Source organism: Polaromonas eurypsychrophila (assembly GCF_014641715.1).
Lineage (GTDB): Bacteria > Pseudomonadota > Gammaproteobacteria > Burkholderiales > Burkholderiaceae_C > Polaromonas > Polaromonas eurypsychrophila.
Genome location: NZ_BMIG01000021.1, coordinates 40229 through 55938 on the forward strand (window position 1 = coordinate 40229; position 15710 = coordinate 55938).

A 15710-nucleotide genomic window follows, 5' to 3' on the forward strand; every position below is an offset into this window, starting at 1 on the left:
ATTCCCGCCGCATGCATCAAAAAATTCTCATTCTCGATTTCGGCTCCCAGGTCACCCAACTGATCGCGCGACGCATCCGCGAAGCCCATGTGTTTTGCGAGGTTCACCCTTGCGATGTGACTGACGACTGGGTGCGTGACTATGCCAAAGATGGCAATTTGAAAGGCGTGATTCTTTCGGGCAGCCACGCCAGCCTCTGGGAAGACGAAACCCTGCGCGCGCCGCAGGCGGTGTTCGAACTCGGCATTCCGGTGCTGGGCATCTGCTTCGGCATGTACGCGATTGCCGCTGCGCTGGGCGGCAAGGTCGAAGGCGGACACAAGCGCGAGTTCGGTTATGCAGAGGTTCGCGCCCGCGGTCACACCAAGCTATTCGAGGGCATTCAGGACTACGCCACGCCCGAGGGTCACGGCATGCTGCATGTCTGGATGAGCCATGGCGACAATGTGACCGAGATGCCGCCCGGCTTCAAGCTCATGGCGTCTACCGAGTCCTGCCCGATTGCGGGAATGGCTGACGAAGAACGTCGTTTTTACGCGGTGCAGTTTCACCCCGAGGTCACGCACACCAAGCAGGGCAATGCCATCCTCAAACGCTTTGTGCTGGACATCTGCGGCACACGCCCCGACTGGGTCATGGGTGACTACATCAGCGAAGCGGTCGAGAAAATCCGCCAGCAGGTGGGTGACGAAGAAGTCATTCTCGGGCTGTCCGGCGGCGTTGATTCGTCGGTGGCCGCAGCGCTGATCCACCGCGCGATTGGCGACCAGCTCACCTGCGTGTTTGTCGACCACGGCCTGTTGCGACTGAACGAGGGCGACATGGTGATGGACATGTTTGTCGGCAAGCTGCACGCCAAGGTCATCCGGGTCGATGCCGCCGCGCAGTTTCTCGGCCACCTCGCCGGGGTCAACGAGCCCGAAGCCAAGCGCAAGATCATCGGCCGCGAGTTTGTCGAGGTGTTCAAGGCCGAAGCCGCCAGCCTCAAGGCTGGCGGTGCCGACGTCAAAGGGGCGAAGTGGCTGGCGCAGGGCACGATTTATCCGGACGTGATCGAGTCCGGCGGCGCCAAGAGCAAAAAAGCCGTGCTCATCAAAAGCCACCACAACGTTGGCGGCCTGCCCGAGCAACTCGGCCTGAAGCTGCTGGAGCCGCTGCGCGAACTGTTCAAGGACGAGGTGCGTGAACTCGGCGTGGCGCTGGGCCTGCCGCATGACATGGTATATCGCCACCCGTTTCCGGGCCCCGGCCTGGGCGTGCGCATTCTCGGCGAAGTCAAAAAGGAATACGCCGACCTGCTGCGCAAGGCCGATGCCATCTTCATCGAGGAACTGCGGAACTTCAAGGATGCGGAGAGTGGCAAGAGCTGGTACGACCTGACCAGCCAGGCTTTTGCGGTCTTCCTGCCGGTGAAAAGTGTCGGCGTGATGGGCGACGGCCGCACCTACGACTATGTTGTGGCGCTGCGCGCGGTGCAGACCAGCGACTTCATGACGGCCGACTGGGCCGAGCTACCGTACGCGCTGCTCAAAAAAGTGTCTAGCCGCATCATCAACGAGGTGCGCGGCATCAATCGCGTGACCTACGACGTCAGCAGCAAACCGCCGGCGACGATTGAGTGGGAGTAAGACTCGCAGCGAGGGGCGAGGATCGCGCGAGGCGTCAGCTCGGCGAAGCGAAGCCGTAGAGCGCGACCACAGGATGCGCCGCCGCTGCTTGCTGCGCAACGCGAATGCTCTGGCGCACCACCGCGCAGCGGGGTCGACCAGCGTAGCCGCCGGCGAGTGAATTGCCCTCGATGGGGCAATTCGCGAGGCTCGCAGCGAAGGGCAAGCGTCCTAAAATCGGCAAATTCATCGCATACTTCCGCCATGTACTTGCCACCCCAATTCAAAGGCGACCGCATTCTGGCAGCGGCGCTCATCAACGAACACCCTTTTGCCAGCCTGATCAGCGTGGAAGATGCGGGCCTGCCTTACGTGACGCATTTACCTCTGCATCTCGAAGACAGGGATGGCCAGTTCGTGCTGTTGGGCCACGTCGCCAAACCCAACCCGCACTGGCGCTACCTGCAGGCCCGGCCCCAGGCCGTGGTGACTTTTCTCGGGCCGCATGCCTACATGTCGCCCAAGGTCTACCCCGACCTGGCCCGTGTGCCGACCTGGAACTACCTGGCTGTGCATTGCACTGTGCAGGCCACGCTGATTGAAGACCCCGCAGGCAAGGACGCCTTGCTGAAAAAGCTGATCGGCGACCACGAGCCACCGTACGCCGAGCAGTGGCGTGGGCTGGGTGAGGAGTATGCCCACAAAATGCTGGCCGGCATTGTGGCCTTCGAGTTGCAGGTCACCGAGCTGCAATGCAAGGTCAAACTCAACCAGCACCGCCGTGAATCACATGCCGCCATGAAAGCCGCCTATGCCGCCGGTTCGCCCGATGAACAGGCGCTGGCGCAATGGATGGATCGGCTGGGTATGGGCACCCCGGATCCGGAAAAATGAAACAATTCGGGGCCCAGCCCCTGTCCACCGGGCGCTGCCAGCTATCAAAACAGAAGCGCCATGGGTGACGAGGACTTCATGCGCCTGGCGCTGGCGCAGGCTGGCGAGGCTGCGGCTGCGGGCGAGGTGCCGGTCGGTGCCGTGCTGGTACACCAGGGCCAAGTCATTGCCACCGGCCGCAATGCGCCCATAGACCGCCACGACCCGACGGCGCACGCCGAGATGCTGGCCCTGCGCGCTGGTGCAGGGGTGCTGGGCAACTACCGGCTTGAAGATTGCGAACTGTTCGTCACGCTGGAGCCCTGCGCCATGTGCTCGGGCGCCATGCTGCATGCCCGGCTCAAGCGGGTGGTGTTCGGCGCGGCCGACCCCAAGACCGGCGCTGCCGGCTCGGTGCTTAACCTGTTCGACCATGCCCAACTCAATCACCAGACGCTGGTGCAGGGCGGGGTGCTCGCCGATGAATGCGGCGCGACGCTGCAGGATTTTTTCAGGCAGCGGCGTGCCTTGCAGCGCCAAGAAACACGCGCAGCGCATCCGCTGCGTGATGACGCGCTGCGCACGCCTGACGAGGCGTATGACGGCTTACCTGGCTACCCGTGGCAGCCCAACTACCTCAGCAACCTGCCGTCGCTGGCCGGGTTGCGCATGCATTACCTGGATGAGGGGGAGGGTAGCAATGACGCATTGACCTATCTGTGTCTGCACGGCAACCCGGCCTGGAGCTATCTGTACCGCCAGATGATCCCGGTGTTTCTGGACGCCGGGCATCGCGTGGTGGCGCCGGACCTGATCGGATTCGGCAAGAGCGACAAGCCCAAAAAGGACAGCTTTCACAGCTTCGACGGTCACCGGCAGAACCTGCTGGACCTGGTGGAGCGGCTGGACCTGCGCAACATCGTGCTGGTGGTGCAGGACTGGGGCGGCCTGCTCGGCTTGACCTTGCCGATGGCTGCACCCGAGCGTTATCGCGGCCTGCTGGTCATGAACACCACGCTGGCGACCGGCGAGCAACCGCTGTCTGCCGGTTTTCTGGCGTGGCGCGAGATGTGCGCGAAGAATCCGGAATTCGATGTGGCACGCCTGTTTACCCGCGGCAATCCGCAGATGAGCGCCGCTGAATGTGCCGCCTACAACGCACCCTTTCCCGACAAGGGCCACCGCGCCGCCTTGCGCGCTTTCCCGCACATGGTGCCGGAATTTTTCGATTCGCCCGGCGCGGAGATCTCGCGGCGGGCGCGTGACTTCTGGCGCGACCAGTGGCAGGGCCAGACCCTGATGGCAGTCGGCGCGCAGGACCCGGTGCTGGGCCTGCCGGTAATGCTTGAGCTGCAGCAGAGGATCAAAGGGTGTCCCGAGCCGATCGTCATGGAGAATGCCGGGCATTTTGTGCAGGAGCATGGGGAGCCTATCGCCCGACAGGCCATCGATTTTTTCACCGGACCCTAGTAAGGGAGCCGGAGACTGGCAAGTGCCAACCGAGAAAAATCGCGCCAAGCCGCAAGCCGCAAGCCGCAAGCCGCAAGCCGCAAGCCGCAAGCCCGTGACCCCCGCCATGCCGGTCCTGAAGGCCCAGGACGGCTTCAGCCCCAGCGCCTTGAGTACCAGATAGAGCGCGATACCAACGATCGCCGCCGTGGCGTAAATGTCCTGGCGCGGCAGCAGCGGCACCTGGTTGCTGAAGATGTCACGCATCACGCCACCGGTCACACCGGTGATGGTGCCCATCAGCACGACGATCAACGGGTGCCGCCGCGCGGCCTCGGCCAGTTTGCACCGGTCAGGGCAAACACCGCCAAGCCCAGCGCATCAGCCACCAGCAGCGCCTGCGCCGGAATCGGCAAAAACTGCACATACATGACCGTGCCCAGCGCTGCGGCGCAGATCACCATCAGGTAGGTCGGGTTGACCATCCAGAAAACCGGATGCCGGTTCATCAGCACATCGCGCAGCGTGCCGCCGCCTATGGCTGTCAGCGAGGCCAGCACCACGACGCCGAGCAGATCAAGCTCCAGCAGGCCGGCGGCCAGCGCACCGCTGATGGAGAACACGGCGACACCGAAGAGGTCCAGAAAATAAGCAGCATGGTGCGGCGTTTATACCGCGGCCGGCGGGGCGCCTGGTTCCGGGCAGTGGGATACTCGGAGCCGTGAAAAAACATATCTACATTTATTCCCCGTCCAGCGCCGTGCGTGACAAGGCAGCGTTCAAACGCGGCGTGTCCCGCTTGAAGGCCCTGGGTTACGAGGTCGAACTTGATGAGGCGGTACTCGCCAGCCACCAGCGTTTCGCGGGTGACGACGAAACGCGTCTGGCCGCCATCCACCGGGCGGCCGCCAGCGGCGCCGATGTAGCCCTGATCTCACGCGGCGGATACGGGCTGACGCGCATCTTGCCAAGCATCAATTACAAGGCGCTGGCCAAGGCGGCGCACAAAGGCACGCGTTTTGTCGGCCTGAGCGACTTCACCGCGCTGCAAAACGCGCTGCTGGCCAAAACCGGCGCTGTGTCCTGGGCCGGTCCCGCCGTGGGGGAGGATTTCGGCGTCGACGGTGAGCCTGACGACATCATGGAAGCCTGCTTTGACGACCTGATCAGCGGGCAGGGCGAAGGCACCGGCTGGCGCCTGCCCGCATCTGCTATCAAAGAAGGAGCAATCAGCCTATTACCAAAAAGGGCTGGAGGCGTATTCAACATCAAGGATGCGACCCTGTGGGGCGGCAATCTGGCGGTGCTGACTTCACTCGTCGGCACTCCTTATTTTCCAGCGGTCAAGGGTGGCATCCTGTTTCTTGAAGAAGTGCACGAACACCCGTACCGGCTGGAGCGCATGCTGACGTCCTTGCTGCACGCTGGCGTGCTGGCGCAGCAAAAAGCCATTGTTCTGGGGCAGTTCACCAACTACAAGCTGGTGCCGCACGACAAGGGCTTCAAGCTGGCGACGGTGGTGGCGTGGTTGCAGAAGCAGATCAAGGCGCCCGTGCTGATGGGCCTGCCGTTCGGCCATGTGCCGACCAAGGTGCTGCTACCGGTGGGCGCAAAAGTGACGTTGGCCGTGGAAGGCCGGGATGCGTTTTTACTCTGGGGTCACACGCACTGAGGGTGGTGCCGTGGCCAGTGCTGATCCGGACTTGAAGCTCAGTTCAGAGAGCTGCGCCGCGAGCCCAGGCTGCCGGGGAGCAGGCCTTCAAACATCTTGGTGATGCTGCCGACTTTTTGCCGGGCAATGGTTTCGCCCTGCATCGCCGACAGCACAGCCATCACGTCGCCGCGGGCGTACCACAGGCCTTGTGCGTCCTGGGCGTAACGTACCCGAAGCGCAATTTTGGGGTAATGCTTTTCACCAAACTCGCCCAACTCGTTGAGCATCAACTGCCGGATGCCCTCCGTGCGATTTTCCATGACGGCGGGAGTCGCCTCGCCACCGCTGAGCAAGCCTAACAAGCTGCTTTTTAAATGAGGGGTAATCCAACGCATAGGTCTCGGGACTTTCTGTTTGAGCGGGCGCGATTGAGTACGCGATCTGGTAGATTAAAGCCCCGAAGGCCGGGATGCAAGATGTATCGTGTGACGGGGTTAACGCAAAACAACAAACAAATCAAGACGTTAGTAACTAAATGTCATCCTGATTCTCTGATGCGGCCCAGATTAATACTTTTGAATTCGTTGTCCTTTTGCCGGCGTGGCGAGTTTGCGATTTCCTGATCTCGTGAAATATTCACATCCTTTTCTCTTTAAACCCACTCCAAACCCCCTGTGAGCCCATCCATGACCACCTACGCTTCGCACTACATCAATGGCCAGTGGGTCACCGCCCGATCGAAGGAAACCCTGCCGGTTCACGACTCCAGCACCGAAGAAGTCATGGCCACGGTGCCTGCCGGTACTGCGCAAGAGGCCGAGCTGGCCGTGCTGGCGGCCCGCGCCGCATTTGACGCGTGGTCCACGCTGCCGGTCGAAACGCGCGCGGCCTACCTGGAAAAGGTGGCTGCCGGCCTCAAGGCCCGCACCGACGAGATGGCCATGGCGATCGCGCGCGAAGTCGGCATGCCGCTGAAGATGGCGAAAACCGTGCAGGTCGGCGGCCCCACCTGGCACTGGGGCAACTTTGCCAAGGTCGCGCGCAACTTCGAGTGGGAAAAGAAGGTCGGCAATTCGCTGGTGGTGCGTGAAGCCATCGGAGTGGTGGGCTGCATCACGCCCTGGAATTTCCCGCTGAGCCAGATCACCCTGAAGATCGCTCCGGCGCTCGCCGCCGGCTGCACCGTGGTGCTCAAGCCCAGCGAGATCGCGCCGGTCAACGCCATGATTCTGGCCGAAATCATCCACGAAGCCGGCCTGCCGCCGGGCGTATTCAACCTGGTCAACGGCATGGGGCCGGTGGTCGGCGAGGTGCTGGCGACGCATCCGGAAGTGGACATGGTCAGCTTCACCGGATCGACCGGCGCCGGCAAACGCGTGAGCGAGCTGGCCAGCCAGTCAGTCAAACGCATCGCGCTCGAACTCGGCGGCAAGTCGGCCAGCGTGATCCTGGAAGACGCGGACTTCGAAGCCGCAGTCAAGGGCACGATTTCCGCCTGCATGCTCAACAGCGGCCAGACCTGCTCGGCGCACACCCGCATGCTGGTGCCTGCCGGCCGTTACGATGAGGTCAAAGCGCTGGCCCAAACCGCGATCGCCAAATTCAGCGTCGGCCCAAGCCTGGACGAGACCAGCCGGCTCGGCCCGCTGGTCAGCGCGAACCAGCGCGCACGCGTGCTGGGTTTCATCCGTACCGGCATTGAAGAGGGCGCGGACGTGATTGCCGGTGGAGCCGAGCCGCCGGCCATTGCCAAGGGCTACTTCGTGCAACCCACCATCCTGGGCATCAAGTCCACCGACACCCTGGCGCAAGAGGAAATTTTCGGCCCGGTGCTGGTTGTCATCCCGTACAAGGATGAAGAGGAAGCCGTGGCCATTGCCAACAGCACCATCTACGGCCTGGGCGGCGGCGTCTGGAGCGGCAGCGACGAACACGCGATGAAGGTGGCGCGCCGCATCCGCACCGGCCAGGTCGACATCAACGGTGGCCCCTTCAATGGCAATGCACCTTTCGGCGGCTACAAGCAGTCGGGTAACGGCCGCGAAAACGGGGTGTATGGTTTCGAGGAATTTCTGGAGTTCAAGTCCTTGCAGCTCAAGCCCGTCACGGCGGCCTGATTTTCACGGCCCGTCAGAGGCCTTCATCCGGGGAGAGCGTCATGGTCTGGATCAAACGATTGCTGGGCGGCGTGTTGCTGCTGGTGCTGTTACTGGCTGCGGCCATCGGCATCTATATTTACCGCAGCTTTCCGGCGCTCGACGGCGAGCTCAAGGTCGGCGGGCTGTCCGCTGCCGTGAACGTGGCGCGTGATGGCGCCGACGTTACCCACATCAAGGCCCAGTCGCCGCGCGACGCGTGGATGGCGCTCGGTTATGTGCACGCGCAGGAGCGCGGCTGGCAGCTGGAGTTCAACCGCCGGGTGATGCACGGCGAGTTGTCCGAGGTGCTGGGCGAAGCCACGCTGGACACTGACAAACTGATGCGCACGCTGGGCATCATGGCAGCGGCGCAGCGCCAGTGGCAGGTGTTACCCGCCGAGGCGAAGCAGGCGCTGCAGGCCTACAGTGACGGCATCAACGCGTTTTATGCGGGCAGCGCGCAGGCGCTGTCGCCGGAATTTCACATCCTCGGCGTCAAGCCGTGCGGCAGCGGCCGGCCCTGGACACCGCAGGACAGCGTGGGTTGGGCGCTGATGATGGCGCTGGACCTGGGCGGCAACTGGGGCAATGAGTTTGCCCGCCTGTCGGCGGCCAAGGTGCTCAGCACCGAACAGCTCTGGCAACTGTTCACACCCTACCCGGGCGAGGCCCCCGCCTCGAAAACCGATTTCGCCAGGCTTTATGCCGAGCTTGGCGTTTTCCGTCCCGATGCTATCAAAACAGGAGCTTCTGGCGCCCGTTTTGAAAGGGCTGGAGGCTTGTCTGATGCTGAAGAACCGGCAACATCGGCAAATCTCCTCGCGCTCGACATCAATGACTGGGCGGCCAACATCGGCAATGTGGAAGGAAAGGGCTCCAACAGCTGGGTGCTGGCCGGTACCCACACCGCCAGCGGCAAGCCGCTACTGGCCAACGACCCACACCTGGGTTTGTCGGCGCCGGCCATCTGGTACTTTGCACGCCTGCAGGCGCCGGCGGGTCCGGGCGCGGACGGCAAGGTCACACCCGCACTCGATGTGATAGGCGCGACCCTGCCAGGCCTGCCTTTTGTGGTGTTGGGCCGCACCGCCAAAGTGGCTTGGGGCTTCACCAACACCGGCCCCGACGTACAGGACCTGTATCTGGAGCAGATCAACCCGACCAACCCGCAGCAGTACCGCGTGCCCGGTGCTGGCCCGGCGCAGTGGGCGAAGTTCAAGACACGGGTTGAGGTGATCAAGGTCAAGGGCAAGTCCGATGTCAGCCTGAATGTGCGCAGCAGCCGCCACGGGCCAGTGCTCAGCGATGCGCAGAAAACCCATACCGACTTGCTGGACACGAGCAAGTACGTGATCTCTCTGCGCTGGAGTGCGCTGGAAACCGACAATCTCACGGCGGTTGCTGCGCTGCGCGCCAACCAGGCGCAGTCGGTGGACGAGCTGATCGCGGCTTATGCCGACCACCATTCACCGATGCAAAACGTGGTGATGGCCGATGTGGCCGGCAAGGTCGCCTACAAGGCCATCGGAAAGGTGCCGTTGCGCAAAGCTGACAACGACATCCTCGGCGTCGCGCCGTCGCCGGGATGGCTGGCCAGGTATGACTGGGCTGGCTGGTTGCCTTATGCACAGACGCCGCAGGCTGACGCGGCTACGATCGGCAAAAAAGGCTGGTTCTCCAACGCCAACCAAAGCGTGGTGCCGCCCGGCTCCGACTTGTTTCTGGGTCAGGATTGGGTTGTGCCTTACCGCTTCGACCGCATTGAAAAACTGCTGGCTGCTGCGCCCAAGCATGACGCGGCCTCCATGCAGAAAATCCAGTCCGATCAGTTGTCGTCGGCCACACTCCGACTCCTGCCGTTTTTGCAGAAGACGGTGTCGCAGCATCCGCTGGCCGCCGAAGTGCAGGCTCTGCTTACCGGCTTTGATGGCGTGATGCGCGCCGACAGTGCCGCGCCGCTGGTTTTTTCAGTCTGGATCGATGAGTTGTCACGCGGCGTTATTGGCAGCAAACTTGGCGAAGCCCGGCTGAAAAGCATGTACGGCAAGCGCCATTTCCGCAGCGCCATCGAAGACATGTTGGAGCGCGATGACAAATCCTGGTGCGGGACCGCCGGTTGCGCGGCCCAGTCCACAGCCGCGCTGGATCGCGCGTTGACGCTGCTGCAGGCAACGCGAGGCGGCTCGCCTGCGAAGTGGACATGGGGCGAGGCGCACCAGGCGTTGTCGGCACACCGGCCTTTCAGCAATGTGCCTGCGCTGGCGAAGCTGTTCGATGTCAACGTACCGACAGGGGGCGATACGTTCACGGTCAACGTCGGCCAATACTGGCCCAACGATTCCAAATTTCCATTTGCCAACCGGCATGCCGCCTCCCTGCGTGCGGTATATGACCTGGCGGACCTGGAAAAATCGCAGTTCGTCTACCAGACAGGGCAGAGCGGCTTGGTGTTTTCCAGCCGCTACCGCGACATGAGCCGCAGATGGGCAGATGTCAGCTACCGTCCGCTACAGATGAGCCCGGCCAGCTTCAGCCACGAACTTCAGCTCAAGCCCTGAGTCGATTTCCGGTATCTTCAGGCCGGCACGGCGTCTACATTAAGCCTGTCCCAATGCCGGTGGGCAGCGATGGAGGCGATAAAGGCCTGAGCGATCTGACCATCGGCTGTCTTGCGCGCGTCGGCCAGCAACACACCGGTGGTGGGCTCCATCACCTGGTTGCCGTTGCTTTCCAGTGCAAAACCCAGCGTGCCCAGCAACTGCACGCCTTCGTTGAGCGCGCAGATGGTTTTGCAATGTTTGTAGGACTCCAGAATGAAGTGAACCGCATCGCCAAGCTGCGACAGGGCGGCCACACTGGCTTCGCCACCAGGCACCAGCACAGCATCGAACATCACTGAGGGCGCATTGGTAAAGGTGTGGTCCACCGCAAGCTGCTTGCCTGAAGACGTTTTGACCGTGCCGAGTTGCGGCGCGATCAATTTACAGGCCGCACCCGCGTCCAGCAGTTCCTGTTGCAGGCGTTTGAAGGTCAGCAAGTCCACGCCGTCGGCCACCAGAATCGCAACTTTTCGGGTTTTGATGCCTTCCGATGGATGAGCCATGCTCAGCGCCCTGTCTTCCTCCACGGTGTTCTCGATACGGTATTCGCGAAAACCGAGCCTGCCCGCCGCCGCCTTGGCGTCCGGCGTATTGATCCCCAGCGGCGCTGCCACCCGCGCTGCGAGTTTGGCGTCCACATGCGCCAGGTTATCAACCATGCGCTGGCGGATTTCTGCTACCTCCACCTTGGACAACTCGAAGCGGAAAGCCGCAACGATGTGGTCTTTCTCCGCCGGGCTCTGGCTGTTCCAGAACAGCGTAGCGTGTGAGAAATGATCGTCGAACGACGGACTGCGGCGCCGTATTTTTGGCGATTCCAGTTGTTCGGGATAAGACTGGAAACCCTGGGTGCCGCCGTCGACACGGTATTCAGCGCCGGTAGCGAGTGTGTTGGGCTCATAGGAGACCCGGCCCTTGTTGACCGTCTGGCGGTGCATGCCATCACGCTGGAAGTTGTGGAAAGGGCAGACCGCCTTGTTGATCGGCAGCTCATGAAAATTAGCGCCGCCCAGGCGTGAAATCTGCGTGTCGGTGTACGAAAACAAACGGCCCTGCAGCAGAGGATCGTTCGAAAAATCAATGCCGGGTACCAGATGGCCGGGGTGAAAGGCCACCTGCTCGGTTTCCGCGAAGAAGTTGTCGGGGTTGCGATTGAGCACCATCTTGCCGATAAGCTGAACAGGCACCACCGATTCGGGAATCAGCTTGGTCGGGTCCAGGATGTCAAAGCCGAGTTTGTCCTCCTTGCCTTCCTCGATAATTTGTACACCCAATTCCCATTCGGGAAAGTTGCCCTGGTCGATGGCTTCCCACAGGTCGCGCCTGTGAAAGTCGGCATCCTTGCCAGCGATCTTCTGGGCTTCGTCCCAAGCCAGCCCGTGCACGCCAAGCTTGGGTTTCCAGTGGAATTTTACGAAGTGCGACTCGCCGCGTGCATTGATGAAGCGGAAAGTATGCACACCAAAACCTTCCATCATGCGGTAGCTGCGGGGCAAGGCGCGGTCGGACATGGCCCACATCAACATGTGCGTGGACTCGGGCATCAGCGAGACAAAGTCCCAGAACGTGTCGTGTGCGCTGGCGGCCTGTGGCATGTCGTTGTGCGGCTCGGGTTTGACGGCATGGATCAGGTCCGGGAACTTGATGGCGTCCTGGATGAAAAACACCGGAATGTTGTTGCCGACCAGATCGTAGTTGCCTTCGTTGGTATAAAACTTCACGGCAAAGCCGCGTACGTCGCGCACGGTGTCTGCCGAACCGCGGGAGCCGGCGACCGTGGAAAAGCGCACAAAGACAGGAATCTCGGCCTCCGGATCCTGCAGAAAACCTGCGCTGGTGTATTGCCCCATTGGTTTGTAGACCTTGAAGTAGCCGTGGGCGGCAGTGCCGCGCGCATGTACGGCTCGCTCGGGAATACGCTCGTGGTCAAAGTGAGTGATTTTTTCGCGGAGGATGAAGTCCTCCAGCAAAGTCGGGCCGCGGACACCGGCTTTCAGCGAGTTGTGGTTGTCGGGAATTTGCAGCCCCTGGTTGGTCGTCAGGTTGCCTGTCGCATCGGCAGTCGAAGCCAGCAGCTGTTTCTGTTTGTCCGTACCTGAGGACGTTTTTGGGGTGTTGGCTGGACTGCGCTTGGGTTGCGACATGTGTGATTCCTTGGAAAAAGCTAAAAAAAAGTCCGGCGACTTTCGTCCGGACGGCGATGGTGCCGGCAACTATGTCGTTGCCGCATCGATGTTCAATCGGCTTCGCAGTCCAGCAGCCGCTCCATGCCTGTGACCACGGTGATGACCGCGAGGGCGGCCACGCCACCTCCAACCAGCCATCCCGCCAGGGTTTGCACTGGCTCGGCAACGCCGTTGGGTGTGAGCGTTAAAAACGCAATCAGCATGCCAAAGACCGCAGCTATGGACAGCCATGGAGCGGCAAGGCGAAACGAAGTCGTCCAGCGCTTGGCGGCACCGATGCCAGTGTGAGGGGAGGCTGCGAGTGTCATGGTGAGTCCTGAAAGAAAGAAGCAGGAACGCAAAACCTGCAATCAAGTCTCACGTTACGCACAAACACTGGTTTGCGTCGTAGCTGACCAACGGAAACCGGTGTAAGGGCAATCGCGAGTGCCTGTAAGACCTGTCCGACGGAAAAAGGGCGCGCAGGCGCGCTAAGGCGCAAGACGTAAAAGGGCAGGGCCTTGGCCTACACCACCATGCTCGGCTTTCTCGCGTGTGCACCCTGACTGTGCTTTTAAAGTTAGGTGATTGCTGCGGCATAAAGCTGTCCGGACCACCAACGTACACAGGAGTAAAAAACTCATGCGGGCTTACATTGTCGAAGACAACGTGACCATTCGTGACAACCTCATAGGCACGCTGGAAGAGGTGATGCCCATTCAAACCATGGGTATCGCCGAAACCGAAGACGAAGGCACTCGCTGGCTGGCACGTAATGACGCGCAATGGGACCTGGCCATCGTGGACTTGTTTTTAAAGGAAGGCAGTGGTTTGGGGGTCGTCAAAGCTTGCCGCTATCGGCACGCGAACCAGAGAATGGTGGTTTTAAACAATCACGCCACGCCGGAGGTCCGCTGGCGATGCGAACAGCTGGGTGCAGATGCAGTCTTTGACAAGAGCACCCATATTGATGATTTGCTGATAAGCCGATATCTTTTAACCTTTGTCACCAGAAAGCAGAACCATGAGCACGCCCGTTTCCAACATCCACGACACGCCTTTCGGCGCGCCTTCCCGGCCCTTGACCGAGGAGGTGATGCAGTCCGCAGAGGAAGCGGTGCTGGCGAGTCCCGCGTCAGTAGACACCCTGCAGGGTGGTGAACATGTGGCCGAAGCTGACAAGGGCGTGACTCGCGTTTCCTACACCGACCGGCTGGCGCGTCGCGCGTCAGAAAAGCCGTTTCAGTCCGCGCTGCTCGCGCTGGCCGCGGGCGCCCTGCTGGCCGCGCTCATCAAAGCCGCGCTGAGTCGACCCCGCCGCTGACGCTTTATTCAATCACTTTCTGGGAAAACATGCCCTTTATGACACTTGCCGACACGCCCGACCCTGACACCCAGATTCCGCCGGAGATGCCGCCACCGGTCATGCCGCCTATGCCCGGCCCTGGCGGTCCGCCTGAGATCATTGAGCCCCCGCCGACTGAACCCACGATTCCGGTGCGTGAGCCAGGCAAGGTAACGCCGGTTCAGGCCTGAACGGACAGGGGCGACAGCGGGTTGGAGCAGCTGCTGGGCAGCCGTTCTGGCCGTATTCAGGGCGTGGTTTGTTGGCGCTGGTACTCGCTGCGCTTCATGCTCAGATAGGCCGTTCGATCGATTTCATGCAACTGGCGCGGATAACGCTCCGTTGCTTCAAACCAGTGTTGCAGACGCTTTTCAAACTGTTGTGAGGGCGGCACCACCAGAGACGCCAGGTAGGCGTCGATCGCCAGGTAATACCGCATGGTGTTACGTTCCACCGCGCCGCGCATACCGCCGACCGGCGCCTTGGCGCCGGTGTCGCTGGCTACTTCTGAAAATCCGATCTTGCTGCTCCCTACCGTGGCCATGTAGGCCTGCATCGCCAAGCGGCCGGTCATGCCGTAGCCGTAGGAATAACGCAAATGCATGAAAGTCTTGTCACCCTCAATCGGCACGGCTTCCAGGTCAATGCGGTAGTTATGGGTGCCCAGCGGACCCTTGGCCGCGTTGAGCCGCACCGCAAGATAGTCGGCTCGCGCTGCGACTGGCGTGAAACTGAAAGTCAGGGCGTGCGCATCCTTAAGCTCCTGAGGCGTTTTTTTGCCAACGCTGACCGAAAGTGCTGTCGGCCGGCTCTCCTTGTCGGCGCTGCAGTGTTTGGTGTTGAGATGAAGAATCAGAGCCTCACACCAGGTGTCCGCATCCTTGAACGCCGCGAGCACGGTGGTGTACGGGTAGTTGATGACGGCGTAAGCGCTGCCGCTGACGGCCGTGGCCGACTCGGTCGAGTCCATCACCAGCGGTCGCTGGAACGGGTTACGCGCGAGCTGGGGGGTCAAGGCAGCGTGTTTGGCCTGCAAGGAAGCAGCGCCCGATTCGGCGGCACCAGCGCCCGACGCTTGGGCATGAACAATGCCCGCGCCCAAGCTGGTGAGCATGCAGGCCGACGCGGCCCAGCGGCACAGTTTCAGAGTGTCATGGTTAAGCATTCCCTCAGTTTGACCGGCTCAAAGGCACGCCAGCGCATGATGCTCTGTCGTCCTACATGCTTGGGCGAAAAGAAGAGGGAGCGCGGATGCTGTCGGAAAAAGTTTGACCTGCTAACCGACTCCCTTTGGAATCAACTACTTAGGTAGGACTTTCGTGCCCATCACGGGTGGCGACAAGTTAACTTTGCGAACCCGCACCATAAAACAACTCAATTCTGCTAACCGTACCGAGTCTCGTTTCCTAGGGAGTTAAAAACGCTCAGATTGAACGCTTTTGAACGATTGCGACCGGCTCGGCGCGAGGTTTAAGGGGTAAACAAATCGTCCGGGAGACTGGGGGAATCCCAATGGTTGCGGATGAGCCAGTTAGTAGCGGTGCTTAAATTGTCCGCTAAGAGCCTGGTGGAATGACGTGGAGGATGTTGTTCAGGGGCTCAATGGACGACCGGTTTCCACTCGGTAAATTGTCGTAAGAATCGCAGCCGCTAACTTTGTATCAACGAACAGCAACGTCCGCTCCTGGTCGAGTTTGGCACGCGCGGCAACACATAGGACTTGCGTTGGAATGAGCAATGTGATCTTGCCCCTGTTGCCCGCACTCCATAGACTGCCCATTATGCGGACTTCCTGTCTTGCTGCTGGGCCGCGATCCAGCGTTGCTCAAACCTCATCGGGCTGACATAGCCCAGCGTCGAGTGCAATCTTTTGTGGTTG

The 15710-nt window shown here is 61.3% G+C and carries 15 protein-coding genes and 2 pseudogenes; 10 read left to right on the forward strand and 7 right to left on the reverse strand.

Translation table 11 applies throughout. The annotated features are described in order from the left end of the window. Positions 1–11 precede the first annotated feature (11 nt). Positions 12–1628, forward strand: a complete 1617-nt coding sequence (gene guaA, locus IEX16_RS19285) for a glutamine-hydrolyzing GMP synthase (protein WP_188710186.1) — start codon at positions 12–14, stop codon at positions 1626–1628. Between the two features lie 34 nt (positions 1629–1662). On the opposite strand, the gene IEX16_RS19290 is transcribed toward guaA, so the two are convergent. Then, positions 1663–1857 (reverse strand): hypothetical protein, encoded by a 195-nt coding sequence (locus IEX16_RS19290; RefSeq protein ID WP_188710187.1) that lies wholly within the window; start codon positions 1855–1857, stop codon positions 1663–1665. Between the two features lie 14 nt (positions 1858–1871). On the opposite strand from IEX16_RS19290, the gene IEX16_RS19295 reads away from it, so the two are divergent. Genes IEX16_RS19295 through IEX16_RS20160 form a run of 3 tightly spaced genes read left to right on the forward strand, consistent with a single transcriptional unit; the run spans position 1872 to position 4113 of the window. After that, positions 1872–2501: an FMN-binding negative transcriptional regulator gene (locus IEX16_RS19295; RefSeq protein WP_188710188.1), complete on the forward strand. Its 630-nt coding sequence runs from the start codon at positions 1872–1874 to the stop codon at positions 2499–2501. 60 nt (positions 2502–2561) lie between these two features. After that, positions 2562–3950: a tRNA adenosine(34) deaminase TadA gene (tadA, locus tag IEX16_RS19300; protein ID WP_188710189.1), complete on the forward strand. Its 1389-nt coding sequence runs from the start codon at positions 2562–2564 to the stop codon at positions 3948–3950. A gap of 22 nt (positions 3951–3972) precedes the next feature. After that, complete coding sequence (locus IEX16_RS20160; protein ID WP_229676451.1) at positions 3973–4113, forward strand: hypothetical protein; 141 nt, start codon at positions 3973–3975, stop codon at positions 4111–4113. 44 nt (positions 4114–4157) lie between these two features. On the opposite strand, the pseudogene IEX16_RS20165 reads toward IEX16_RS20160, so the two are convergent. Next, positions 4158–4229 (reverse strand): annotated as a pseudogene (locus IEX16_RS20165) (TRIC cation channel family protein); the annotation flags it as partial. Between the two features lie 11 nt (positions 4230–4240). Then, positions 4241–4552 (reverse strand): trimeric intracellular cation channel family protein, encoded by a 312-nt coding sequence (locus tag IEX16_RS20170; RefSeq protein ID WP_229676452.1) that lies wholly within the window; start codon positions 4550–4552, stop codon positions 4241–4243. 98 nt (positions 4553–4650) lie between these two features. On the opposite strand from IEX16_RS20170, the gene IEX16_RS19310 reads away from it, so the two are divergent. Further along, positions 4651–5601 carry an LD-carboxypeptidase gene (locus IEX16_RS19310; RefSeq protein ID WP_188710190.1) on the forward strand — a complete coding sequence of 317 codons (951 nt, stop codon included), beginning with the start codon at positions 4651–4653 and terminating at the stop codon, positions 5599–5601. Between the two features lie 38 nt (positions 5602–5639). On the opposite strand, the gene IEX16_RS19315 is transcribed toward IEX16_RS19310, so the two are convergent. Further along, the gene (locus IEX16_RS19315) at positions 5640–5903 is read right to left on the reverse strand and encodes a hypothetical protein (RefSeq protein WP_229676453.1); all 264 of its coding nucleotides are present in this window, start codon (positions 5901–5903) and stop codon (positions 5640–5642) included. 366 nt (positions 5904–6269) lie between these two features. Between IEX16_RS19315 and IEX16_RS19320 the strand changes: the two genes are divergently transcribed. Further along, on the forward strand, positions 6270–7700 hold the full coding sequence (locus tag IEX16_RS19320; RefSeq protein WP_188710192.1) for an aldehyde dehydrogenase family protein: 1431 nt from the start codon (positions 6270–6272) through the stop codon (positions 7698–7700). A gap of 41 nt (positions 7701–7741) precedes the next feature. Then, positions 7742–10279, forward strand: coding sequence for a penicillin acylase family protein (locus IEX16_RS19325; protein ID WP_188710193.1), 2538 nt, complete (start codon positions 7742–7744; stop codon positions 10277–10279). A 17-nt stretch (positions 10280–10296) separates the two neighbouring features. Here IEX16_RS19325 and katE read toward each other — a convergent pair whose 3' ends face one another. Together katE and IEX16_RS19335 are read right to left on the reverse strand one after the other, a co-directional pair. Then, positions 10297–12465 (reverse strand): catalase HPII, encoded by a 2169-nt coding sequence (gene katE / locus IEX16_RS19330; protein ID WP_188710194.1) that lies wholly within the window; start codon positions 12463–12465, stop codon positions 10297–10299. A 92-nt stretch (positions 12466–12557) separates the two neighbouring features. After that, complete coding sequence (locus IEX16_RS19335) at positions 12558–12815, reverse strand: hypothetical protein (protein WP_188710195.1); 258 nt, start codon at positions 12813–12815, stop codon at positions 12558–12560. Between the two features lie 313 nt (positions 12816–13128). Here IEX16_RS19335 and IEX16_RS19340 point away from each other — a divergent pair. From IEX16_RS19340 to IEX16_RS19350, 3 genes and pseudogenes are all read left to right on the forward strand, one after another. Then, positions 13129–13467, forward strand: a pseudogene (locus IEX16_RS19340) (response regulator); the annotation flags it as partial. Positions 13468–13510: 43 nt separating this feature from the next. After that, a complete protein-coding gene (locus IEX16_RS20175; protein WP_229676455.1) occupies positions 13511–13810 on the forward strand; it encodes a hypothetical protein in 300 nt (99 codons plus the stop codon). Positions 13811–13839: 29 nt separating this feature from the next. Further along, positions 13840–14022: a hypothetical protein gene (locus IEX16_RS19350; protein ID WP_188710198.1), complete on the forward strand. Its 183-nt coding sequence runs from the start codon at positions 13840–13842 to the stop codon at positions 14020–14022. A gap of 56 nt (positions 14023–14078) precedes the next feature. Here IEX16_RS19350 and IEX16_RS19355 read toward each other — a convergent pair whose 3' ends face one another. Continuing rightward, entirely contained in the window at positions 14079–14996 is a 918-nt protein-coding gene (locus tag IEX16_RS19355; RefSeq protein WP_229676454.1) for a hypothetical protein, read from the reverse strand. Positions 14997–15710: the final 714 nt, after the last annotated feature.